Consider the following 21,865-nt stretch of genomic DNA (forward strand, 5'->3'; position numbering starts at 1 on the left):
CCCGCCGCCGGACAATGCCGTTGACCGGGCCCGGGCGCCAGGGTGCACTGTGCCCATGACCACCGAGCGATGGACCTCCGCCACCGTCTACCCCGACATGTGGGCAGATCCGGACGACGACCCGCGCGCGGCGCTGGCGAATCCGGTCGGTGAGAAGGCAACCCTATGGAACTATCTCAAGCACTACCGGATCACGCTTGAGATGAAGTGCGACGGGCTCGACGCCGAGCAGCTGGCGCGGCGGTCCGTGCCGCCGTCGACCATGTCGCTGCTAGGGCTGGTGCGGCACCTCGCACACGTCGAGCAGAGCTGGTTCCAGCGCGTGCTGCAGGGTCAGCCGGACCTGCCCAAGCTGTTCGGCAAGACGGCGGAGAACCCTGACGCGGACTTCGACGGCGCCGTGGCCGACCCCGCCGTCGTCGAGGACGCGTGGGAGAGCTGGCGGCGCGAGGTCCGAGCCGCCGACGCCTGGCTGGAGACCCTCCCCGAGGACGACCTGGGGCGGACGGTCGCCCGCGGCGACGAGCAGATCCCGGTTCGCGACGTCCTGGTCCACATGGTCGAGGAGTACGCCCGCCACGTGGGCCATGCCGACCTGCTCCGCGAATGCATAGACGGCCGCGTGGGCCAGTAGCGGGGTTCCCCAGGGGTCCGCTTTGAGAACGATCTCGGGTACCGATCCGAGCTGGATTCGGTACCCGAGGTCGTTCTCGAAGGGGACTACCTCGTTAGACCGAGGCGATCGCGCGGTCCTGCTCCGCCTGCTGCTCCGCGTCCACGCGGGACGCCCGGACCCGGGACCAGATCACGGCGCCGAACGCCACGGCCGCCGCCACGAGGGCGATGCCGATGCGGAGCCCGTGGTTGGCGTCCGCGGGCACGCTGATCGCGACCACTGCCGGCGCGATCAGCAGCGCCACCAGGTTCATCACCTTGATCAGCGGGTTGATCGCCGGGCCGGCGGTGTCCTTGAACGGGTCACCCACGGTGTCGCCGATGACCGTCGCGGCGTGTGCGTCGGAGCCCTTGCCGCCGTACTTGCCGTCCTCGACGATCTTCTTCGCGTTGTCCCAGGCGCCGCCCGAGTTGGCCAGGAAGATCGCCATGAGCACGCCCGATCCGATGGCCCCGGCCAGGAACCCGGCCAGCGGCCCGACGCCGAGCCCGAAGCCCACCGCGATGGGCGCGAACGCCGCCAGCAGACCCGGAGTGATGAGCTCGCGCAGCGAGTCCCGGGTGCAGATGTCGACGACCTTGCCGTACTCGGGGCGCTCCTCGTACGTCATGATGCCCGGGTGCTCGCGGAACTGGCGGCGCACCTCGAACACGATGGCGCCGGCGGCGCGCGTCACGGCGTCGATCGCGAGCCCGGAGAACAGGAACACGGTGGCGCCACCGAGGATCACACCGACCAGGGTCACCGGCGAGATGATCTCGTAGCTGAGCATCGAGGTCACGAGCCCGGTGCCGACGTTCTCGACCTCGGCGAGCGCGTGCGTCACGGCGTCGGCGTACGAGCCGAACAGCGCGGTCGCGGCGAGCACGGCCGTGGCGATCGCGATGCCCTTGGTGATCGCCTTGGTGGTGTTGCCGACGGCGTCGAGGTCGGTCAGGATCTGCGCGCCCTCCTCGTCGACGTCGCCGGACATCTCGGCGATGCCCTGCGCGTTGTCGCTGACCGGGCCGAACGTGTCCATGGCGACGATGACGCCGACCGTGGTGAGCAGGCCGCAGCCCGCGAGCGCCACGAGGAACAGTGCGAGCGGCACGGAGCCGCCGGCCAGCAGGAACACGCCGCAGATCGCGGCGGCGATGATGCCTGCCGTGTATACCGCGGACTGGAAGCCCACGCCGATGCCGGAGAGCACGACTGTCGCTGCGCCGGTCCGGGAGGTCGCGGCCACGTGCAGGGTCGGCTTCTTGTCGGTGCCGGTGAAGTAGCCGGTCACCCAGAGGATGACGCCCGCGAGGACCACGCCGATGAGCACGGCGAGCGAGGACACGACGCGCGGGTCGGCGGTCACGCCGGAGAGGTCGGCGGTGCCGGGCGACTGGTCGAACGAGGAGGGCAGGTAGGCGAAGGCCGCGATCCCGGCCAGCACCGCGCCGACGACGGCGGAGATGTAGAAGCCACGGTTGATCGCGGCGAGGCCGCTCTCGGACCCGCGGACCCGGGTGATGAACACGCCCAGCAGGGCGACGAATGCGCCGATGGTGGTGACGATCAGCGGGAACACGAGACCCTGCTCGCCCATCGCTGCCTTGCCCAGGATGAGGGCGGCCACGAGGGTCACGGCGTAGGACTCGAAGAGGTCGGCGGCCATGCCGGCGCAGTCGCCGACGTTGTCACCCACGTTGTCCGCGATGGTGGCCGCGTTGCGCGGGTCGTCCTCGGGGATGCCCTGCTCGACCTTGCCCACCAGGTCCGCGCCGACGTCGGCCGCCTTGGTGAAGATGCCGCCGCCCACGCGCATGAACATGGCGAGCAGCGCGGCGCCGAAGCCGAAGCCTTCGAGCACGGCGGGCGCGTCGACGTCGTACACGAGCACGACGAGCGCGGCGCCGAGCAGGCCGAGGCCCACCACGGACATACCGACGACGCCGCCGGTGCGGAAGGCGATGCGGGCGCCCTCGGCCCGGCCCCCGGGACGGGTCGCGGCGGAGGCGACGCGGACGTTGGCCCGCACCGCGAGCCACATGCCCAGGTAGCCGATCGCCGCGGAGAACCCGGCGCCGAAGACGAACGCGATGGAGCGTCCGACCCGCACGCCGCCGTCGCCCGGCAGCAGGAAGAGCAGCGCGAACACGACCGCGGCGAACAGCACGAGGGTGCGCAGCTGTCGCTTCAGGTAGGCGGACGCGCCCTCCTGGATGGCCTGGCCGATGTCCTGCATCTTGGCGGTTCCGTCAGGCGCGGCAAGCACCTGGCGACGCAGCACGAAGGCACACCCGAGTGCGGCAACCGCGATGACGGCGATCACCGCCACCGTGGTGTAGCTGCCTGCGCCGAAAACAATGCCGTCTTCGAGCATTCGTCCTCCTCGACGAGCTCCGGGGCAGTTCCCCCAGAAAGTGTGTTGCCCTGTACAGGGTTGACCCGTACAAGGCCTATGCGTCCCGCCGGCAACGTCGATGGCGGGAAGAAGCCAGAGTCTACCCACATGTGACGGCAGTCACTATGTCGAAACCGCCGGGCACGACACCTCACCCGGCGGATCTTTTACGGCGGCCCCGCACTCGAAGTGAGCTCGTGGATCTCCTGGAGCAGCCGCACCGGGTCCGTGAGGTCCGGCAGCACCACGTCGGCGCCCGCCTCGGCGAGCACCTCCGCCGGCGTCGTGCCCGAGGCGACGGCGACCACCCGCGCGCCGCCCTCCAAGCCGCTCCGCACGTCCTCCAGGGAGTCCCCGACGATCACGGTGTTGCCCCGGTGGAAGGTGCAGGAGTACTGGTCGCCGGCGCGGCGCTGGGCGACGGCCACGAGAGCCGGCCGGTGCGCGTCGTCGGACGCGAAGCCGCCCACCGCGGCGTCGACGTACCGGTCCATGCCGAAGACGCGCAGCTTGATCAGGGCGTTCGCCTCGAGGTTGCCCGTCAGGACCGTCGCGACCAGGTCGGGCTCGGCCGCGACCGCCTTGAGCGACTGCATGGCACCGGGGAGCACGGCGCCGAGGCGCCGCACGTCCTCGGTGTGCGCCGCGAAGCGCAGCGGCACTACTTCGAGCATGTGCGGCAGGAGGTCGTCGACCTCGCGCTCGGTCACCCCGTTGTCCTCCAGGAGGCCACGGATAGCCAGCGGCATGGTCACGCCGGTGCCCTTGGCCGGGAGGCGTTCGGCGGGCCGTCCCACGACCTCGGCGAACGCCTCCCGGTATGCCGTCCGGTCTACCTCCCCGACGTACACGAGCGTCCGATCGATGTCCCAGAGCACGAGGGCCTTGGCATCACCGCCGGGGGTGACCGGTGCTGTCACGACGAGAGTGCCGCTATCCGCTCGGTCAGCACCTGCGCTCCCACGCCGGACCGACGCGTCGTGCTGCCTCGCCTCAGGTCCGCCGACAAGTCCCGCAGGTGCTCGCGCAGCCGCGCCGACTGCACGGTCTCCGCGATGCTCACGGCTTCCTCGCCGGTGGCGCAGGCCGCGTCGAGATCGCCCGCCCTGGCGTGCGCCTGGGCCGCCCGGCTGAGGAACAGCCCGTGGGTCCGGCGCTCGCCCGCGCGGTCCGCCTGGATCGCGTGGCCGAAGCTCTCCACGGCGCGCGCCGTGTCGCCGAGCGCGAGGTGCGCCGACCCGGACTGCCCGTGGATCTCGCCCTCGTTCATCCAGTACAGCCAGTGCGGGTCGTCCTCGCCGCGGCCGCGGGCGCACAGCTCCGAGGCCTCGCCGAGGGCACGGCGGGCTGCCTCGCCCTCGCCGGCGGCGGCGTGGCCGCGCGCCTGCCGGGTGAGGAGCGTCGCGGAGAGGTGCGGCGCGTCGAGCCGGGCGACCCGACGTCGGCCCGCCTCCGCGGCACGGACCGCGTCCCGCGGGTCGCCGCTGGAGTAGCCGTGGATCGCGAGGTAGGACAGCGCGCCCGCGCCGAGCCGGTCGTCCGCGGCCGCGTGCGCGGCCCGCAGCCCGGCGAGCATGTAGGCGCGTGCTGCGTCCGGCCGTCCGGCGTCGAAGGCGAACCAGCCCGCCTGCGTGGCGGTGTCCGCGGCGACGGCGGCGAGCTTGCGGCCCGTGACCTCGTCGTACGTGCTGCGCTCCAGGACCCGGACCACCAGGGCGAGGTGGGCGCGGGCCAGGTCGGCCACCGCCCCGCTGCCCGAGCCCTTGTCCATGACCCGCAGCTCGTCCAGCGTGCCCTGCAGGTGCCCGCACAGCTCGAGCGACACCCGGGTGCCGGCCGTGGCGCGACGCAGCGGCTCGGCCTGCTCGGCGTCCCACCGCTGGATCATGGAGTTCAGTGCGATGCCCGACGCCGGCCGCGGGGTGTCGGTGCCGGCCGCCTCGCTCATCGCCGTGGCCGAGACGGGGCCGTTCGCGTCCGTGGGCAGCCAGTCCGCCGCGTTGTCGGCGACGTGGGCCAGGCGGAGCGCGGTCAGCATGCGGTCCGCCGTCCACGGCAGGGCCGGGTCGGGTGCGGTAGGAGTCACCTGCTCCGGTGCGCTCACCTGGCCGGACATCGCTGTCCGCGCGGGCGCCGCGGCGTCGGGCAGGGGTGTGATTCCCGGGAGCGGGAGGCGCACCAGGTCCGGCGGCGTGCCCAGCCCCGTGAGGAACTGGACCACGCGCGAGACGTCGGTGAGACGGCGGTCGCCACATTCGAGCATCGACAGGTAGGACTGGCTGAGCCCGGTCAGGGCCGCCACATCCTCCTGGCGCAGTGGGACGAGCTGCCGCACCATGCGGCTTACCTGGCCGAAGTCCCAGTCGGCGAGTGCCGAGCGGACTGCTTCGTCCTGCCAGACCCGTGACGGCACGCTGGGTAGCGACACCACCGGGACTGACTCGGTGCGCCGGCAAGCGGCACACCGGGCTTCGGAGTTGTAACGGCTGAGTACACAACCGCATCGGGCACAAGTGCGAACGGTGGCACGAGGCAACGGGGGCTCCCTGAGGGTCCGGCATTTCTCTTTTGCCGAGAGTTCACGGCTCGGTTGACCACAGTGGTATCACCCCCCTGAGGCCGATGCATCCGGACCGTACTAGGTATTTTTCTTCCAGACCATCGGACAACCTAGTTCGCACGTTTTCGCAGGTCAGGCCCGGTCTTTATTGGACAAGTGTCCAACTCGCGCCCGATTTAAGTCAATTGTCGACCGGGACAGAACCAACGAAACATGCATAAGCGCAGGTCACTCCGATTAACGTCGCTTCCGTCGTGTTCCGGGAGGATTCGACGATTCAACGGGCCAGGACGGCCGCCATGGCCCGCATCAGGTACCACGGGTCGACGACGGCGGTGAGCTCTCGCGCCGAGTGCATCGACAAAATTGCTACCCCGACGTCCACAGTGCGGATGCCGAGACGCGTCGCCGAGATGGGTCCGATGGTCGAGCCGCACGGCATCGCGTTGTTGGAGACGAACTCCTGGGTGGGCACACCAGCGCCTCGGCAGGCCACGTTCCAGGCCGCCGCGCCGTGCGCGTCGGTCGCGTAGCGCTGGTTCGCGTTGATCTTGAGGATCGGGCCGCCGCCGGCAACGGGGCGGTTGGCCGGGTCGTGCCGCTCGGGGTAGTTCGGGTGCACCGCGTGCCCGACGTCGGACGACACGTGCAGCGACGCGGCGAACGCCTGCGCCCGCTCCTCCGGGGAGGCGCCCAGCGCGGTCGAGATGCGGACCAGCACCTCCTCCAGGAACGGTCCCGCCGCCCCCGAGCGGGACTCGCTTCCGATCTCCTCGTGGTCGAAGGCTGCGAACAGCTCGATCGAGCCACCGGTGGCCGAGCCTGTCGAGGCCCTGGTCTCGACAGGCTCGACCCCCGAGGAGACCCGGCCCAGGATCGCCGTCAGGCCAGCGTGGGTGGAGAGGAGGTTGTCCAGCCGGGCCGACGCGAACAGCGCCTGGCCGGCGCCGAAGGCGCGGGCCGGCTGCGTGTCGGCCAGCACCACGTCGTACCCGCCGATCGTCGCCGGGTCGACGCCCGCGTCCGCGGCGAGCGCCGCCAGGACGTCCGCGCTCTGCGCGTCCCCGAGCCCCCAGACGGGCTGCGTGTGGCGCTGCTTGTCCAGGGTGAGCCCGTTGTCGTTCACGCCCCGGTCCAGGTGGACCGCGAGCTGCGGGATGCGCAGCATCGGGCCGGTGCGCACCAGGTGCTCGGCGCCGTCGTGCGTGACGATCCGCCCGGCCAGCTCGAGCTCGCGGTCCAGCCAGGAGCTGAGCAGCGGCCCGCCGTACACCTCGACACCGGCCTGCCACCAGCCGCCGGCGCCGTGCGTCGTCGGCTTGGGCTTGAGCTTGAAGCCCGGGGAGTCGGTGTGGGCGCCGACGATGGTGAAACGCGTGGTGGGGCCCGCGGCGTCGGGCACGGTGAAGACGATGACCGAGCCGTCGCGGACCACGACGTACCGCCCGCCTCCGATCACGGACCAGGCGGCGTCCTCCGCAAGGAGGGTGAAGCCCGCCGCCTCCGCGCGGCGGGCCACCTCCGCGGCCGCGTGGTAGGACGACGGCGACGCCGACACGAAGGCGCCGAGGTCCGCGATGTGCTCGCGGGCCTCGGCGGGGACCTCCGGTGCCGACGCCTGCTGGGCGGGGCTGAAGCTCTGGTCCGTCATCCGACCATTATGTCCGGCCCGGCTGGGGCGTCTCGCACGTGCCAGACGCTCAGGTCACGTGGGTGACCTGAGCGTCTGACACGTCGGGGTCTGCTCGCTGGGCCAGTAGCAGCGCCAGGTCAGCCGCGGGTGGAGTAGGTCTTCCAGCGACCCGACATGTCCATGGTGACCCGCATCCCCAGGTAGCCGTCCGGCTCCGCCCGCTGGGCGTCGGCCTCCTCTGCCGTGAGCAGACCCGCAGCGACCACCTCGGCCCAGGCCTCATCCGAGTCGTGGAACGCCCCGGTCGCGACCCTGGGCCAGACGACAGACGCGTCGGGCATGCCCTCGCCGACGATGTGAGGGACGGTACCGGTCAGCAGTGCGGCAAGCGTCCGGTAGTGCTCCGTGCCGGGCTCGGGCAGCGCGAACGTCTGTTCCGGGGTCTCCGTGCCGTTCAGGATCTCGGTCTTCGAGTCGTTCGCCAGGGCGATCAGCGCTTCGGAGTCGCAGTTCATCGCCGCGATCACGATGGACCCGGCAGTTGCCGCGGTGCTCCCGGTCACCGAGCTCCCCGGAACGTACTCCGGCTCGAAGCCGGTCGCCGAGCACTCGGGGCCGGCGCCCCCGTCTTCGACCGTCTCCGGCTCGAGGGAGACCCAGAGCCGCACCACGCCGTCGGGCACGCTCGGCAGCCGGATATCGATGACCCCCCCGCTTCTGTTCTCGGACAGGACTCCGATCGCCGTCCCCGACTCGCCCCCGTCGCAGGAGATCTGGTCGGTCCCGACCACATCGCCTGTCGACGCCACCAGCTCGATCGGGAGCAATGCCTCCGGGTCCCCGCCCTCGCACTGGCCGATGACCCTCATCGGGATGTCCGACGAGTAGGCCTGCTGGGTCATCTCCGCGCTGACCCAGTCCGTGGTGCGGTCCAGCTCGAACCGCGAGACCTGGCCCTTTGCCGGCTTCGGGAACTCGATGGTCGGCACGGCGCGCGCTTCGCCCGGGCTGTGCGCGCCGTCGACATCGAGGCGAACCGGCACCGGGTCGCTCACCGCCGTGGCGTGCAGACCCGCGGACGTCTCCGGGAAGGCGACGACCCGCACCTCGTAGTCACCATCCGGAAGCTGTGTCTCGTGCTGCAGGTCGCCCCCGTACGAGCCCGGCACGCACGTCGTCATCGAGCTGCCCCTGGCCGCGACGGTGTTGCCACCCGTACCGAGGAGAGGGTCCGACTGCGCGTCCCACCCCTCGAAGACGTTCGGCCCCAGATCCAGCACCACGCCGTCCTGGCTCCACACCAGGACGGGTGGGGCGTCGAGCGTGCCCTTCCCCTCCTGGAGCGTCGCTGCCATGCCCCAAGCTCGCGAGCGTTCGCCCCCGAGGTCCGCCGTCCGGGCGTAGATGTCGCCGGCCGGCGCCACCGACCAGCCCGATGCCGTCGACTTCAGGTCGGCCACCGGCATACCGCACGTCAGGTCGCTCCAGTCGAGCCAGGGCGGCTGGTAACCGTCCTTCACCTGGAAGTCCGGGGCCGACGACGACGGTGTGGACGCCCCGGGCAGCAGCTCGGACTGCTCCGCGGGCGCTAGTTGCCCTGCCCCGAGCACCAGCGCGCCCGCCAGGGCGAGTGCTCCGCCGCCGAGCCCACCCAGCTTCGCCGTCCGACGCCGTCGCACCCGCCGGCTCATCGCCGTCATCGCAGCGGCCGGCCCCGTGGGCGACGCGGGGTCCACCCCGCCGGCCATCGCGCTGAAGGTCTGCTTCAGGAGCCCGCTCCCCGCCGGATCCACCCAGCCGTGGTCCTGGCCCAGGCCGTCGTCGTGCTGGTTCATCGCAATGCTCCTTCTGCCGTGGCCACTCCAGCCGGTTCCAGCACGTCGCGCAGAATGCGCAGCGCGTCATGCAGGTGGCGCTTGACGGTCCCCGGGGCGTTCCCGAGCGTTTCCGCCACCTGGTCGATCGTCATGTCCTCGAAGTAGCGCAGCACCACGCATGCGCGCTGCCGGGGCGAGAGCCTGCTGAGCGCCTGCACTACGTCCGCCCGGGCCGTGATACCCGAGTCGGGAAAGCGCACCCGGTCGTGCGTGGCGACCCTGGGCTCGATGTCGGCCCACTTCTTCTTGCGGCGCCAGCCGTCCAGGTACAGGTTCAGGACCGTGCGACGCACATACGCCTCCGCGTACTCCACGGGTGCGTGCCCGCCGTCGCTCCGTGCGCTCTCGTCGAGCGACAGCGTGTACGTGCCCGCCGCCGCCTGACCGCGGCGCCCGCCCCGTCGCACCAGGCGAGAGCAGTACTTGACCAGCGCCTCCTGCACCAGGTCCTCGGCCTGCCGGACGTCGCCGCACAACGTGTACGCGTACCCGACGAGCACGCTGCCGCGCTGTGCGGCGAGCGTCTCCAGGTCTTCGTGCCAGCCCATTGCCGGCTCCTTCCTGCCAACTTGAACGTACCGACGAACCACCCCGCCAGAAGGTTGGGGCACTTCGGCATCGATCCCTGTTCGTGCGGGGGCAGACGGGTCAGGATGGGGCATGGCCAGCACCGTGGACGACGTCGGACAAACGACCGGCTCGCCGTACCCTGCACGGTTCCGTGCCGCCGAGGCACGCGGGACCCGGATCGCCCGGCCGCTGCGCCTGCTCGGCCGGGTGCGCGGCGTGGACGAGGCGCTCCTGGACCGGATCGGCCGTGCCTTCTTCGAGCAGGACGACGCCGCGGCGGCGCTCGCCGCTGCCATGCGGCTGCCCGCCGGGACGCCGGGACGTGTGACGCACGCGCAGCTCCGTGCGGCGCTGGCTGGTGCCGGCACCTTGGACGGTGCCGCTGAGATCGGTCCGTCGCCTGGTGGCGGCGCTGAGATCGGTCCGTTGCCTCGAGATCGGTCAATCGATGGACCGATCTCAAGGCAAGCGACCGATCTCGGCGCAGGAATCCAGCAAACGACCGAGCCCAGCACGGGAACCCCGCAAACGACCGAGCCCAGCGCGAGAACCCAGCCAGCATCAGATGTCGGGTCGCACTCTCCGAAGGCACTCCGGGATTTTCTTGCCGAGGTCACCCCCGTGCCCAGCTGGGTGGACTGGGACCTCGTCGAGGCCGGCGCCGCCGTGCAGCGGCGGCTCGGGCAGAACGCGGGCGACGTGCTGCTGCAGCTGTCGCTCGTGGGCGGGTACCGGTTCAGCGGGCCCACGGACCTGCTCGCGGCGACCGGCGCGCTGACGGGCGGCACGCTGCGCCGGCTCGCGGAGACGCAGGAGTGGACGGTCGGGCTGTCCGAGCCCGGGGCGCTCCGGCCGTACGGCCCCGCCTGGCGGGCCACCGTGCAGGTCCGGGCGATGCACGCACTGGTCAGCGCATCCTTCGAGGACCGTTCCGGGCCGGAAAGGTGGGACACCGGCCGCTGGGGCCTGCCGATCAACCAGGCCGACCAGGCGGCGACGCTCGGGCTGTTCGACGGCACCCTGATCCTCGGGTGCCGGGCGCTCGGGGTGCGCATCCCGCCGTCGGACAGCCAGGCCCTGATGCACCTGTGGAAGTGGGTGGGGCACCTGCTGGGGGTGCACCAGGACTTCCTGGTCGACGACGAGTGGGCGCGGCACCGGATCAACTATCACGTGCTGCTCGCGCAGGCCGGGATCTCGGACGCGGGGCCGCGCCTCGCCCGGGCCGTGGTCGCCGCGCAGGCCGACCGGATCTACCCCGGCCCGTCCTGGTGGCAGCCGGGGCGGGCGCGGTTCGAGCGGGAGCGGCTGCTGTCGATGCTGACGGCGTTCCTCGGGGTGCGCAGCATGCGTGAGCTCGGCCTGCCGCTGCGTCCGCCGTGGGCGCACGCGTACCTGCTGCCGCTCAACGTGTGGCGGTACCACGTGTTCGGCCGCCTCCCCGGCGGACGGGACCGCCTCGAACGCCGGGGCCGACGCCGCAGCGCCGCCATCATCACGAGCTACCGCGCCTGGCCCGAACCGTCCGCCAGCGTCACGCGCACCGGCGCGGAGACAGGGAGCCAGACGACATCCTCACCGAATACCGGCATCACGGCGTAGACGTCGAACGTGCCGCCTTCGCGCAGGTGTGTGTACACCGCCGGCCAGTCCTCCTCCGAACCCTCGATCTCGGCAGCACACGCGTTGGTAGCCTCCGTCAGTGCCTCCAAGTCCCACGGCCCCTCCGGAGCGCCCACCTCGGGTGCGTAGTAGCTCAGTTCGGAGGCGTTGATGGCCGGGATGTCTACCACCACACCGTCCTGCACCCAGACCAGCATCGGGTCCAGATAGCCGCTGAGCGCGGCGGCGTCACCAGTGAGCCGCGTGCCCGCTCGCCAGCCCGGCCAGTCCTGTCGCATGCTCAGACCGCTCGTCATCTCGAGCCCGAAGCCCCCGTCCGGTGCGCTCAGCAGGTCCTCGACAGCCATACCGCAGTACGCGTCGAGCCCCTCGACCTGGAGGCTGTTGAGCCAGCCCTGCGGCACGTACCCCTTGACGTAGGTCGCGGTGATCGGGAACGTCTCGTCCGTGGCCACCGAGGAGGCACTCGGGTCGGCACTCGGCTCGACGGCCGCGGCGCCCGACGGCACCGGGTCCGGGGTCTCCGACGGCGACGCGGACGGCGTCGGGCTCGCGGACGCCGTCGGGCTCGGGGAAACGCGCGTCGTCGGGATCTCCGACGGCACCGGCCCTGTCTCGGTGCTTTGCACGGTGGGACGGCCGGGCAGCGGCTCGGACCGGCTCCAGGTGGTGGCCTGCGCCGTGCTGAAGGCGAGCGCGCCGACGACGATCGCGGTGGTCAGCCCGACTGCGCCGGCCTTGGCGAGGCGCCAGGTCCGCACCCTCCGGCGCAGGAGCCCGAGGTTCACCTCCGGTGCGCTGGGCACGTCGCGGGGTGTGGCGCCGTCGACCAGCGCGCCGATGGTCTGCTTCAGGACGTCGCGGCCGGGGCCAAGATCGGCGTCGAACCCGAGGTCGTCGTGCCCGCTCATAGGAGCTCTCCTTCCGGCACGAGCACGCCGCGCAGGGCGCGGATCCCGTCGGCCAGGTGTCGCTTGATGGTGCCCTGCGAGATCCCGAGCGTGGTGGCGATCTGGGGCACGGTCAGGTCGTCGTAGAAGCGGAGCACCACGCACGCCCGCTGGCGCGGGCTGAGGCCGCGCAGCGCGGCCGTCACGTCGGCACGGGCGGTGATGTCCGACGCAGGCGCTCGCACCCGGTCCTCCACCGCCACCTTGGGCTGGGCCTTGCGCCACAGCGCGAACCGCCGGGTCTCGTCGAGGTAGAGGTTGAGCATCGTCCGGCGCACGTACGCCTCGATGCCCGCGTGGCTTCCGCCGTCGTGCAGGGGGAACTCGGAGTAGCCCTCGGTGCCGGCGGCCTCGGGGCGGCGGAACCGCCGGAAGACGCGGACCAGGGCGTCCTGCACCAGGTCTTCCGCCCGGCGCACATCCCCCGTCAGCGCGTACCCGTACCCCACGAGGGCACGCCCTCGGCGCGTCACGAGCTCCGTGAGCTCATCGTCCCAGCGGGTGCTCACCACGCACCCCTGTTCTGACCCTGTCGGATCGCTTGCCTGGTCACATGCCCGTCCCCTCGCCCCGGCGGGCCCTGTGCCCCGCTCTCGCTACATACGAGCGGGGCACAGGAACCGTTGGGACGCCGACCGGGCTATTTGGGTCAGTCGCTGGCGGAGTAATACCGCCAGGTGCCGTCCTCGGCGATGCCGATCCGCATCCCCTGGTAGCCGAACACCTCGTCCGCCCGCCAGGACGCGGCCTGCTCGGCCGTGGCGAGACCCGCCGTGACTACCTCATCCCAGGCCTCGTCCGAGTCGGCGAACTCCTCGGTGGCGACCCGCGGCCACACGACCGTCTCGTTCCCGGCGTCCCCGCCGCTGGTCTGGCCACGGGTACCGGCCAGCAGCCGGACCAGCGTCTCGTACGGCAACGCGTCGTTCTCGGGCAGGCCGAAGACCTGCTCCGGGGTCTCGACGCTGAACATGAGCTCCGTACTGTCGTCCGTCGCGAGCTGGATCAGCCGTTCGGAGTCGCAGGCGACCGCGGCATCCACGATGGCCGCAGCCTTCGCCCCGGAGTTCGGGCTCGGCGAGTTCGCCGGGTCGTACTCCATGCCCAGATTGCTCGCCGAGCACTCGGCGGCGGCGTTCCCGGCGTCCGGCGTCGGACCGAAGGCGGCCCAGAACCGAGCGACGCCGTCGGGCACGGACGTCAGCCTGATGGCCACGACCTCCTTGCCGCCACCGACCACGGGCAGCGACTCGTACCAGGAACCGTCGCACAGGACCTCGCCTGATCCGAGCGCCTCGTTGGTGGATGGCTGCACAACCTCGTAGGTCACCATGTCTGCCGGGTCCGTGCTCTCGCACTCCGCGCTGACCAAGGGCGTACCCGTCGTCACATAGCCGCGCTGAGTCAGCTCCGCCGTGACCCAGTCGGTGCTGCGGTCGAGCACCAACCGCGAGAGCTCGCCCTCGGCAGGCTCGGGCGGCTCGATCGTCGCCGGGCCGCCGCGCGTCCCGGTCGCGGTGTGCGCGCCGTCGGCGTCGATGCGGACCGAGACCGGCTCGCTCACCGCCGTCGCCCACTGGCCCGCGGCGATCTCCGGATAGGCGACCACCCGGACCTCGTAGTCACCATCGGGCAGCGGCGTCTCGAACGTGTCGTTCGTCTCGGCCTCGGAGGGCTCGCACGACGTGAACGCGCCCCCTTCCGCCTCGACGGCTCCCGCGCCACCGCCGATCAGCGGCTCCGACTGCTTGCCCGGCGCCTCGAGGACGTTCGTCCCGAGGTCCACCACCACGCCGTCCTGGCTCCACACCAGGACCGGGGCGGCATCGAGCGTTCCCTCGCCCCCCTCGACCAGCGCTGACATCCCCCACGTCGTCGAGGGATCGCCGTCGAGATCCGCGGTCCGGCCGTAGATGTCGCCCGTCGACGTCGCCGACCAGCCCGGCGCCGTCGACTCCAGGTCCGCCACGGGCATGCCGCACTGCAGGTCGCTCCAGGTGAGCCAGTCGGGCTGGTATCCGTCCTGGATGACGCTCGTGGCTGGCGGTCCCGCCCAGCTCGCCTCCGGCGCCAGGGTCGAGGTGTCGCTCTGGGACTTGTCCGGGGTCATGAACGCGCTCTGGGACGATCCTGGGAGCACCGGACCGTTGCCGTCCAGCAGCGGCCCCTTCGTCGCGCCGAAGGCGATCCCGCCCACCAGCACGAGGCTCACGCCGGCGAGGCCGCCGATCTTGACGGCACGACGGCGTCGCACGCGGTCACGTACCACTCCGAATGAGATATGCAGATCGTTCACCTCCCCACCGGGCATCTCGTCGGCGGCTCCGCGGAGCACGCCGCTCAGGAAGTCGTTGTCGCTGTTCCAGCTCTCGTCTCGGTCGATGCTGTTCATCGGGCGGCCCTCCCTTCGGCGGCCGGACGGAAGTCGTCAGGGCGCAGGAACTCCTGCATGTTCTTGGTGGCGTCGGACAGGTAGCGCTTGACCGTGCCCTGGGCGGTGCCCAGGGACTCGGCAATCTGGGGCACCGTCATGTCCTCGAAGTAGCGCAGCACCACGCAGGCTCGTTCGCGGGCTCCGAGCTGGGCGAGCGCCGCCATCACGTCGACCCGCGCCGAAGCGGCCTGGTCGGCCCCGCGGCTGCTGGCGTCGTCGGCCAGGAGGTGCTTGACCCCGGTCCAGCGCTGCCGCTTGCGGTAGCCGTCCAGGTAGACGGTCAGGACGGCACGGCGCACGTAGCCCTCCGCGTTCGTGAACGGGGCGTCCAGGTCGTGCGCCCGGCTGCCCTCGGGCACACCCACTGGTCTGCCCCGACCGGGAACGCCGCGCAACCGCGAGTAGACCTTGACCAGCGCGTCCTGGACCAGGTCCTCGGCAAGCGCGCGGTCTCCGGAGAGCATGTAGGCATAGCGGACGAGGGCGCTTCCGCGCGTCCTCATGAGCTCATCGAGCTCGTTCTCCCATACCGCCATGACCACCTCCCCGGTGCGTGTGTCCTGTCATCGTCTCCACACGCACAATGACGCACACCGGGGAGGTTTCGTTGGTCAGTTTTCGGCGATGTGTTGCGATCCTGCAGCCACGGACATGAACTGCCGCTCGCCGCCCGAACCGGGGTCGAGCTCCGTAAGGGCGTACAGCTTGTAGTCCCCATCCGGCATCCCGGCGTCCGGGTCCGTGAGGCACGTCCGGTCGGGCTCGGTGATCGGCAAGACGGCGGACCACTCGCCGTTGGCGTCCACCCGGAAGCGCTCCACCGGGCCGGACCACACGTCGCTGCCGACCCCGACCACGCGCCCGTCACTTAGCCAGACCATGGTGAACGGCGTACGGGTCGTGTCGACGGCCTCCCCCTCGGTCTCGGTGAGCCTGATCGTTACTTCGTCGTCGGTGGAATCGATATTCAGCTCCAGGCCCAACGGCTCCCAGGGCGCCCAGCCGCCAGGGATATCGGACGCATAGACGCCGCAAGCCAGTCTCGTGCCCTCGAGCCACGGCGGCTGGTAGCCGTCTCTGATGTCGACGGTCAGCGGCGGCAGGGGCGGCACCTCGACCGCGGGGACCTCCATGGTGACCGGCTGGCTGACAGCCAGGCCGCTTGCCCTCGGGCCCTCATAGGCGGCCCACGGCAGCACCACGTATACGTCGTAGGTTCCGGCCGGACGTTGGTCCCGGTAGTTCTCGTGGATGTCCGAGATCGTCCACGCCCCGCACGCGGTGGTGGCACTCGCCTCGGCGACGTCGTCCGCGGACTCGCCGGCATCGGGCATGACGTACCCGCCCTCGTTCCAGCCCCCGCTGATATCGACCACCAGACCGTCTTGCGCGAAGACCAGCTGGGGGCCCTGGCCGTCGAGGGACGGGCCCTCGGCGTCGGTCCGGGTGATCCGGATGGGCGCCGCCAGATGGTCGTTCGGGTGCCCCTCGTTACCTTCCACGCCTTCCACGAGCTCGACGTCGCCGGTGAGCTCCACGCGTACGGTGTCTGACGACGACACCAGGGCCGTCACCTCCATGCCGCAGTAGAACTGCTCGCCCTTGCTCGTCCAGCCTTGGGGTGTCCACCCCGCGCCGACCGCGCCGTTCGACACCTCCGGGCTCGGAGTGGCCGGCGGCACCGGGTCCGACAGGAGCCGTGCGGGCCCCCACAGCGCGGCCATCGCCAGCAGGCCCGCCAGCACCAGCGAGGCGCCGCCGAGGGCGCCGACCTTCGCCGCCCGACGTCGGCGTACCGAACCCGACACGGCGCCGAGTCGCTCCTCCAGCGACGTCTCCATCTCGGGTGCCACGATCTCGGCGAGCGAGCCCCGCAGCAGCTCCATCGCGTTCGACAGGTGCCGCTTGATCGTCCCGGGCCTCGTCCCCAGCGTCTGCGCGATCTGCGGCACCGTCATGTCCTCGAAGAACCGCAGCACTACTGCCTCTCGCTGGCGCGGAGACAGCTTGGCGAGCGCCACGCCGACGTCGACCCGGGCTGTCGCGACGCGCTCCGCCCCGGGTGCATAGAGGTCGTCGGCCAGAAGGTGCTTGAAGCCGGTCCAGCTGCTCTGCCGCCTGTACCCGTCAAGGTAGATCGTCAGGATTGCCCGGCGGACGTACGCCTCCACGTTCGTCAGCCGGGGCTGATCCAGATCGACGGTCTGCCGCCCGACGTCGGCCATCTCGGGCGGACGCCGCAGCCGGGAGTAGACCTTGACCAGCGCGTCCTGCACCAGATCCTCGGCCTGCGGCTTGTCCCGCGTCAGCGAGTACGCGTACCCCACCAGCGCACCGCTGCGCCGCATCACGAGCTCCGTGAGCTCCGTCTCCCAGTGCGCCATGTCGACGCCTCCTCTCCCTCTCATGCTCCCTGACGGGTAGGGAGGGGAAAACGATGATGCCAGCGGCGAGAAATTCGCCGGAACCACGATGACGTGCCATCGGAAGTCTCCGTTTGGACTACGGCTTCGCTAACTACATCTGCTGCAGTTTGGTCGCTGGTGATGCTGCAGTTTCGTCGCTACCTCTGCTGCAGTCTCGTCGCAACGGATACCGCAGTTTCGTCGCTGGCCGGTGCGCCGCATCACGAGCTCCGCGAGCTCCGACTCCCACTGCGCCATGTCGACGCTCCTCTCGTCCGGCCGCCTGTAACGGACGGAGCGTACGAAACGTTGAGCCGTACCGATGGCGGAGACGCCGAAGGCTACCTGCACCCGTGTTCGGCGTCGGGACGGGAGCACCAACTGTCGTCGCCCACGTAGAAGTCGCTCCAGATCCGACGGACGGGATCCCCACCCAACGAGATGAAGCCGAGCTGCCAACCCGTGTACCGGCCGGCCGCACGATCCTCCGCCGCCTGCTCCTCGGTGACCACGCCGGCGTCGATCGCCTCCTGCCACGCCGCGTCGCTGTCGACCGACCTGTCCACTCGTGGCCAGGTCCCGTCGCTCCCGAGCTCATCGCTCACCGGCAGAGTTTCGGTGAGGAGCCGCGCGACTGTCGCATAGGGCGTCCGGCCGTCGGTCTCCGGCAGCGCGAAGACCTCGTTGACCTCAGGCATGGCCCACGTGGCATGCGGTTCGGTCTGCAGGCCCTCGCCGAGCTCGGCCACACGCCGCGCGTCACAGGTAGTTACCGCCTCGAGGAGGTCCAGGGCCAGGTCGCGTGCATCGTCCGGCAGGTCCTGCGCCTTCAGGCTCCGCCCCGCGTAAGCGGCCCCGCTGCATTCGTCCGACGGCGGCGGGAAGGTCGGTGCCGGGGCGACACCGCTGTCCAGCTCCACGGTGACCGGATCGCTGACGAGGAGGTCAGCCTTCCCGTCGGCCGCGGACGCCGAGCCGTCGGACATCACCACGCGCAGCTCGTAGCTCGCCCCCGGCCGCTCGTTGTCATATTCGTCGCCCATGGGGTTGTCTGCCACGAGGGTTTCTTCGCGGCACGTCGTCGAGTTGCCCGCCGTCGCCGGCCCACTCCAGGCGCCGTCCTCGGACAGCGCCCACGAGATCTCCGCGTCGGCCTCACGCCACCCGGTGCCGAGGTCGACCACCCGGCCGTCGTGGGCCCATACGATCAACGGCGACGTCATGAAGTACCCGCGCTCGTCGTCGGCCATGTCCTCGGGAACGGTCCCGGTGACCGTCACCGGAACCTCCCAGAAGGTGGGGATGCCATGCGCTCGCGGAGCAAGGCCACCGGTGATCTCCACCTCGAACCTGCCGGCGTCCAGCGCCTCGAGTTCCTCGACCGGCATCCCGCAGTACACGCCGTCGTCGGTGGACCAGCTGGCCGGCACGTATCCCGGCGTGTACTCGACCTTGTCGTCCGCGGGCAGCGGCTCCGACCGGATCCACGGCTTCACCGCGAAAGCACCCCACGCCAGCACCACGGCCAGCACCATCGACACACCAGCGACCGCGCCCACCTTCGCCGTCCGACGGCGACGCACCGCACCCGCCACCGTGTCCAGCCGCTCGTCGAGGTCCGTGTCCATGGCGGGCACCGGGGCGTCCGCGAGGGCCTGGCGCAGCACGGCCGTCGCGTCGAACAGGTGCCGCTTGATCGTGCCCTGGCTCGTGCCCAGCGCCTCCGCGATCTGCGGCACGGTCAGGTCGTCGAAGAACCGCATCATCACGGCCTCACGCTGCCGGGGCGAGAGCTGCTTGAGCGCCGTGCCGACGTCGACCCGCGCCGTCGCCACCCGGTCCGCCCCCGGCGCGGAGACATCGTCCGCCAGGAGGTGCTTCAGGCCGGACCAGTGGTTCCGCCGCCGGTAACCGTCCAGGTAGATCGTCAGGATCGCGCGCCGCACGTACCCCTCGGCGTTGGTCGCCTCCGGCCGGTCCAGGTCGACCTGCGTCTGCCCCGCGACCGACGGCGGACGCCGCAGCCGGGAGTAGACCTTCACCAGCGCGTCCTGCACCAGATCCTCGGCCTGCGGCTTGTCCCGCGTCAACGAGTACGCGTACCCCACCAGCGCACCGCTGCGCCGCAACACGAGCTCCGCGAGCTCCGCCTCCCACTGCGCCATGACCGACGCTCCTCTCGTCCCGCCGCCTGTAACGCACGGAGGGGGCAGAACGTTGAGTCGGGACCGCCGGGCAGAAACCGATGAGTCTCACCGACGCGGACAGTCCGCACCACATGAACTCTTACCGTGTTGAAACACGCCCCGAGGTTCCCACCGTCGGCATCACCGAGACCATCACCATGACGGAGTTCGGGAAGGTCGCGGACCGACTCTCCGAGCTCGTCGGCTGGCTCGCCGAGCGCGGCACGCATCCTGTCGGCCCGCCGTTCTTCCGCTACCACGTCATCGACATGACCACCCGCCTCGTCGTCGAGGGAGGCTTCCCCGTGCCCGACGACGCCGTGCTCGCCTCAGCCGGAGACGTCGCCGTGGGCGTCATCCCGGCCGGGCGGTACGTGACCACCGTCCACCACGGGCACCCGGACCAGCTGGTCGACGTCACCGGCGCCCTGCTGAGCTGGGCGGCCGCCGAGGGGCTCCCGTTCGACCGGCACGACACCGACGCCGGAGACGCGTGGGCCGGCCGGTTCGAGTTCTACCTCACCGACCCGGCCGAGCAGCCCGAAATGGCCGAGTGGGACACGGAGCTGGCCTTCAAGCTGGCGGACTGACCCCCGCGGGCTCAGGCCAGCTCGATGCGGTAGCCCCGCTTCACCACCGTGCGGATCAGGTCGCGGCGCCCGGCCGCCTCGCGCAGGCGCGCGATAGCCACCTCCGCCGCGTGCGTGTCCTGCGAGACGCCCGGCAGCGCGGCGAGCACCTGGTCGCGCGGCACGACGTCACCCTGGGCGGCGGCTAGCAGCCGCAGCACCGCGACGCCGGTCGGCGACAGCGGCAGCACCTTGCCGTCAAGGACCGCCACGCGCGCTCGGATCACCAGCGCCCCGGCGACGGTGTTCAGCGCTACGGAGTCGATGTGCTCGTAATGGCCCACCAGCGCCCGCACGAGCGCTCCGAGCCGGCCGCGCTCGGGCTGCAGCGGCACGATCCCGCGGTGCTCCAAGGGCTTCGCCGTCACGGGACCGACGGCGGCCGCTACCGTCCCGCCGTCGACGAACCGCGCGCGCACCCGGTCCATCAGCCCCTCGGCCTCGACGGCCTGCACCCATGCTTCGGCGGCCGGCGCGGACGTGAAGACCACGGCGTCGATCTCGCCGTCGGCCACGGCGTGCGCGGAGTCGCGTACCGCCGTCGGGTCCGGTGCCGGACCCCAGCGGTAGACGACGAGGCTCGCGACCTGAGCGCCGGCCTTCTCGAAGACGTCGTCCAGCCCGTCGGAGCCCGCGCCGTGGTGCTGGATCGCTATGCGCAGTCCATCCACACCCTCGCTGAGCAGCACTTCCGCCACCTCGGCGGACGTCTCGGACTCGGCGACCCAGTCGGCCCGCAGCCCGGCTGCCTGGATGGCGCCGCGGGCCTTGGGGCCGCGCGCCACGAGCCGGACCTTGCCGAGCATGTCGAGGAGCGGCTCGGCAAGCCCGTGCGCGTCGGCGGCCTCGATCCAGGCGCGGAAGCCGATCCCGGTCGTGACAACGACGACGTCGGGCCGGGCGGCGAGGATGGCGCGCGTGGCCGCGATCAGGGTCTCGTCGTCGACGTGCGGGATCATGCTGAGCGCCGGCGCGTGCCGGATCGTGGCCCCGCGCCGCTCCAGGGCGGCGGCGAGCTCCGTGGCCCGGCGCTCCGCCGTGACGAGCACCGTCGCGCCGGCCATGACCTGGCCCAGCGCGGACTGCGTCGCATGGGCGTGGGCGGGCGCTGCGACGTCAGACATTGGCACCTGCCAGACGTCGCTCATTCGTACCCTCCAGAAGTCCTTCTGCCGCCACGTGGCCGATGACGACCACCGCGGGCGACTGCACACCGCGAGCCGCTGACACCTGGGCCGCCTCCTCGAGACGGGCCCGCGTGACACGCTGCTGCGGCGTGGAACCGTTCTCCACGATCGCCACGGGAGTTCCGGGATCGGCGCCCGCGGCCAGGGCCTGCGCCACTATCGCGCCGAGAGACCGCACCCCCATCAGTACTACAAGCGTAGCGGTGGCATCGCGCACGCAGGAGAGGGCTGCGGCATCAAGTGGTCCGGATGTGTCAGAGGTCGTTCCCGAGGCGCAGTGCCCCGAGACCACGTGGAAACCCGTGGTGACCCCGCGGTGGGTGAGCGGGATCCCGGCCAGCCCGGGCACGGAGACGGCCGATGTCACGCCCGGGACCACCTCGACCGGCACGCCGGCCGCCGCGCACGCGGCGACCTCCTCGCCGCCCCGGCCGAGCACGAATGGGTCGCCACCCTTGAGCCGCACCACGTGCGCGCCCGCCCGGGCGTGCTCCACGAGCAGCTCGTTGATGCGTTCCTGCGGTACGGGGTGACGGCCGGGCTCCTTGCCGACGTCGACCACGCGGACGTGCGGCGGGAGGTCGGCCAGGATCTCGACCGGACCCAGCCGGTCGGCGACCACGACGTCGGCCGCCTGCAGCGCCCGCCAGGCGCGCACGGTGAGCAGGTCGGGCGCGCCCGGGCCGCCACCGACCAGGGTGACCTTCCCGAGCAGGTCAGGCGCACGGGTCGCCGGAGTGACCTGTGCTTCTGACATG

General features: G+C 71.4%; 17 protein-coding genes. 3 read left to right on the forward strand and 14 right to left on the reverse strand.

Annotated features, from left to right (window positions below; genetic code table 11):
* The first annotated feature begins 55 nt into the window (after positions 1-55).
* The gene (locus IE250_RS06915) at positions 56-634 is read left to right on the forward strand and encodes a DinB family protein (protein ID WP_189668560.1); all 579 of its coding nucleotides are present in this window, start codon (positions 56-58) and stop codon (positions 632-634) included.
* A 94-nt stretch (positions 635-728) separates the two neighbouring features.
* Here the strand turns inward: IE250_RS06915 and IE250_RS06920 are convergent, their stop codons facing one another.
* From IE250_RS06920 to IE250_RS06945, 6 genes are all read right to left on the reverse strand, one after another.
* Entirely contained in the window at positions 729-3,032 is a 2,304-nt protein-coding gene (locus IE250_RS06920; RefSeq protein WP_189668561.1) for a sodium-translocating pyrophosphatase, read from the reverse strand.
* Between the two features lie 188 nt (positions 3,033-3,220).
* Positions 3,221-3,973 carry an HAD family hydrolase gene (locus IE250_RS06925; RefSeq protein WP_189668562.1) on the reverse strand — a complete coding sequence of 251 codons (753 nt, stop codon included), beginning with the start codon at positions 3,971-3,973 and terminating at the stop codon, positions 3,221-3,223.
* Positions 3,970-5,466 (reverse strand): helix-turn-helix domain-containing protein, encoded by a 1,497-nt coding sequence (locus IE250_RS06930; RefSeq protein WP_229872223.1) that lies wholly within the window; start codon positions 5,464-5,466, stop codon positions 3,970-3,972. The genes IE250_RS06925 and IE250_RS06930 overlap by 4 nt, the downstream gene beginning before the upstream one ends.
* Positions 5,467-5,890: 424 nt before the next feature.
* Positions 5,891-7,264: a M18 family aminopeptidase gene (locus IE250_RS06935; RefSeq protein WP_189668564.1), complete on the reverse strand. Its 1,374-nt coding sequence runs from the start codon at positions 7,262-7,264 to the stop codon at positions 5,891-5,893.
* 119 nt (positions 7,265-7,383) lie between these two features.
* Complete coding sequence (locus IE250_RS06940) at positions 7,384-9,081, reverse strand: hypothetical protein (RefSeq protein ID WP_189668565.1); 1,698 nt, start codon at positions 9,079-9,081, stop codon at positions 7,384-7,386.
* Entirely contained in the window at positions 9,078-9,671 is a 594-nt protein-coding gene (locus IE250_RS06945) for a sigma-70 family RNA polymerase sigma factor (protein WP_189668566.1), read from the reverse strand. Before IE250_RS06945 ends, IE250_RS06940 begins: the two co-directional genes overlap by 4 nt.
* A 112-nt stretch (positions 9,672-9,783) precedes the next feature.
* Between IE250_RS06945 and IE250_RS06950 the strand changes: the two genes are divergently transcribed.
* Complete coding sequence (locus IE250_RS06950) at positions 9,784-11,295, forward strand: oxygenase MpaB family protein (protein WP_229872224.1); 1,512 nt, start codon at positions 9,784-9,786, stop codon at positions 11,293-11,295.
* On the opposite strand, the gene IE250_RS06955 is transcribed toward IE250_RS06950, so the two are convergent.
* From IE250_RS06955 to IE250_RS06980, 6 genes are all read right to left on the reverse strand, one after another.
* The gene (locus tag IE250_RS06955; RefSeq protein ID WP_189668567.1) at positions 11,196-12,227 is read right to left on the reverse strand and encodes a hypothetical protein; all 1,032 of its coding nucleotides are present in this window, start codon (positions 12,225-12,227) and stop codon (positions 11,196-11,198) included. The genes IE250_RS06950 and IE250_RS06955 overlap by 100 nt on opposite strands.
* Positions 12,224-12,775, reverse strand: a complete 552-nt coding sequence (locus IE250_RS06960) for a sigma-70 family RNA polymerase sigma factor (RefSeq protein WP_189668568.1) — start codon at positions 12,773-12,775, stop codon at positions 12,224-12,226. The genes IE250_RS06955 and IE250_RS06960 overlap by 4 nt, the downstream gene beginning before the upstream one ends.
* A 140-nt stretch (positions 12,776-12,915) precedes the next feature.
* Positions 12,916-14,658: a hypothetical protein gene (locus tag IE250_RS06965; RefSeq protein WP_189668569.1), complete on the reverse strand. Its 1,743-nt coding sequence runs from the start codon at positions 14,656-14,658 to the stop codon at positions 12,916-12,918.
* Positions 14,655-15,236, reverse strand: coding sequence for a sigma-70 family RNA polymerase sigma factor (locus tag IE250_RS06970; RefSeq protein WP_189668570.1), 582 nt, complete (start codon positions 15,234-15,236; stop codon positions 14,655-14,657). Before IE250_RS06970 ends, IE250_RS06965 begins: the two co-directional genes overlap by 4 nt.
* Before the next feature lie 75 nt (positions 15,237-15,311).
* Positions 15,312-17,084, reverse strand: a complete 1,773-nt coding sequence (locus IE250_RS06975; RefSeq protein WP_189668571.1) for an RNA polymerase sigma factor — start codon at positions 17,082-17,084, stop codon at positions 15,312-15,314.
* 362 nt (positions 17,085-17,446) lie between these two features.
* Positions 17,447-19,270: an RNA polymerase sigma factor gene (locus IE250_RS06980; protein WP_189668572.1), complete on the reverse strand. Its 1,824-nt coding sequence runs from the start codon at positions 19,268-19,270 to the stop codon at positions 17,447-17,449.
* A gap of 113 nt (positions 19,271-19,383) precedes the next feature.
* Between IE250_RS06980 and IE250_RS06985 the strand changes: the two genes are divergently transcribed.
* Entirely contained in the window at positions 19,384-19,881 is a 498-nt protein-coding gene (locus IE250_RS06985; protein WP_189668573.1) for a GyrI-like domain-containing protein, read from the forward strand.
* A gap of 11 nt (positions 19,882-19,892) precedes the next feature.
* Here the strand turns inward: IE250_RS06985 and IE250_RS06990 are convergent, their stop codons facing one another.
* A complete protein-coding gene (locus IE250_RS06990; protein ID WP_189668574.1) occupies positions 19,893-21,044 on the reverse strand; it encodes a uroporphyrinogen-III synthase in 1,152 nt (383 codons plus the stop codon).
* Positions 21,037-21,864: a uroporphyrinogen-III C-methyltransferase gene (gene cobA, locus IE250_RS06995; RefSeq protein WP_189669127.1), complete on the reverse strand. Its 828-nt coding sequence runs from the start codon at positions 21,862-21,864 to the stop codon at positions 21,037-21,039. The genes IE250_RS06990 and cobA overlap by 8 nt, the downstream gene beginning before the upstream one ends.
* Position 21,865 lies beyond the last annotated feature (1 nt).

This window comes from Promicromonospora soli (assembly GCF_014653785.1).
Classification (GTDB): Bacteria; Actinomycetota; Actinomycetes; order Actinomycetales; family Cellulomonadaceae; genus Promicromonospora; species Promicromonospora soli.

What these genes read in the sequence shown, in the direction of transcription:
- IE250_RS06950 (WP_229872224.1), top strand. Translation starts at nt 9,784, where the DNA reads ATGGCCAGCACCGTGGACGACGTCGGACAAACGACCGGCTCGCCGTAC.
- IE250_RS06955 (WP_189668567.1), bottom strand. Translation starts at nt 12,227, where the DNA reads ATGAGCGGGCACGACGACCTCGGGTTCGACGCCGATCTTGGCCCCGGC.
- IE250_RS06920 (WP_189668561.1), bottom strand. Translation starts at nt 3,032, where the DNA reads ATGCTCGAAGACGGCATTGTTTTCGGCGCAGGCAGCTACACCACGGTG.
- IE250_RS06945 (WP_189668566.1), bottom strand. Translation starts at nt 9,671, where the DNA reads ATGGGCTGGCACGAAGACCTGGAGACGCTCGCCGCACAGCGCGGCAGC.
- IE250_RS06985 (WP_189668573.1), top strand. Translation starts at nt 19,384, where the DNA reads ATGAACTCTTACCGTGTTGAAACACGCCCCGAGGTTCCCACCGTCGGC.
- IE250_RS06915 (WP_189668560.1), top strand. Translation starts at nt 56, where the DNA reads ATGACCACCGAGCGATGGACCTCCGCCACCGTCTACCCCGACATGTGG.
- IE250_RS06965 (WP_189668569.1), bottom strand. Translation starts at nt 14,658, where the DNA reads ATGAACAGCATCGACCGAGACGAGAGCTGGAACAGCGACAACGACTTC.
- IE250_RS06980 (WP_189668572.1), bottom strand. Translation starts at nt 19,270, where the DNA reads ATGGCGCAGTGGGAGGCGGAGCTCGCGGAGCTCGTGTTGCGGCGCAGC.
- cobA (WP_189669127.1), bottom strand. Translation starts at nt 21,864, where the DNA reads ATGTCAGAAGCACAGGTCACTCCGGCGACCCGTGCGCCTGACCTGCTC.
- IE250_RS06990 (WP_189668574.1), bottom strand. Translation starts at nt 21,044, where the DNA reads ATGTCTGACGTCGCAGCGCCCGCCCACGCCCATGCGACGCAGTCCGCG.
- IE250_RS06940 (WP_189668565.1), bottom strand. Translation starts at nt 9,081, where the DNA reads ATGAACCAGCACGACGACGGCCTGGGCCAGGACCACGGCTGGGTGGAT.
- IE250_RS06975 (WP_189668571.1), bottom strand. Translation starts at nt 17,084, where the DNA reads ATGGCGCACTGGGAGACGGAGCTCACGGAGCTCGTGATGCGGCGCAGC.
- IE250_RS06935 (WP_189668564.1), bottom strand. Translation starts at nt 7,264, where the DNA reads ATGACGGACCAGAGCTTCAGCCCCGCCCAGCAGGCGTCGGCACCGGAG.
- IE250_RS06970 (WP_189668570.1), bottom strand. Translation starts at nt 15,236, where the DNA reads ATGGCGGTATGGGAGAACGAGCTCGATGAGCTCATGAGGACGCGCGGA.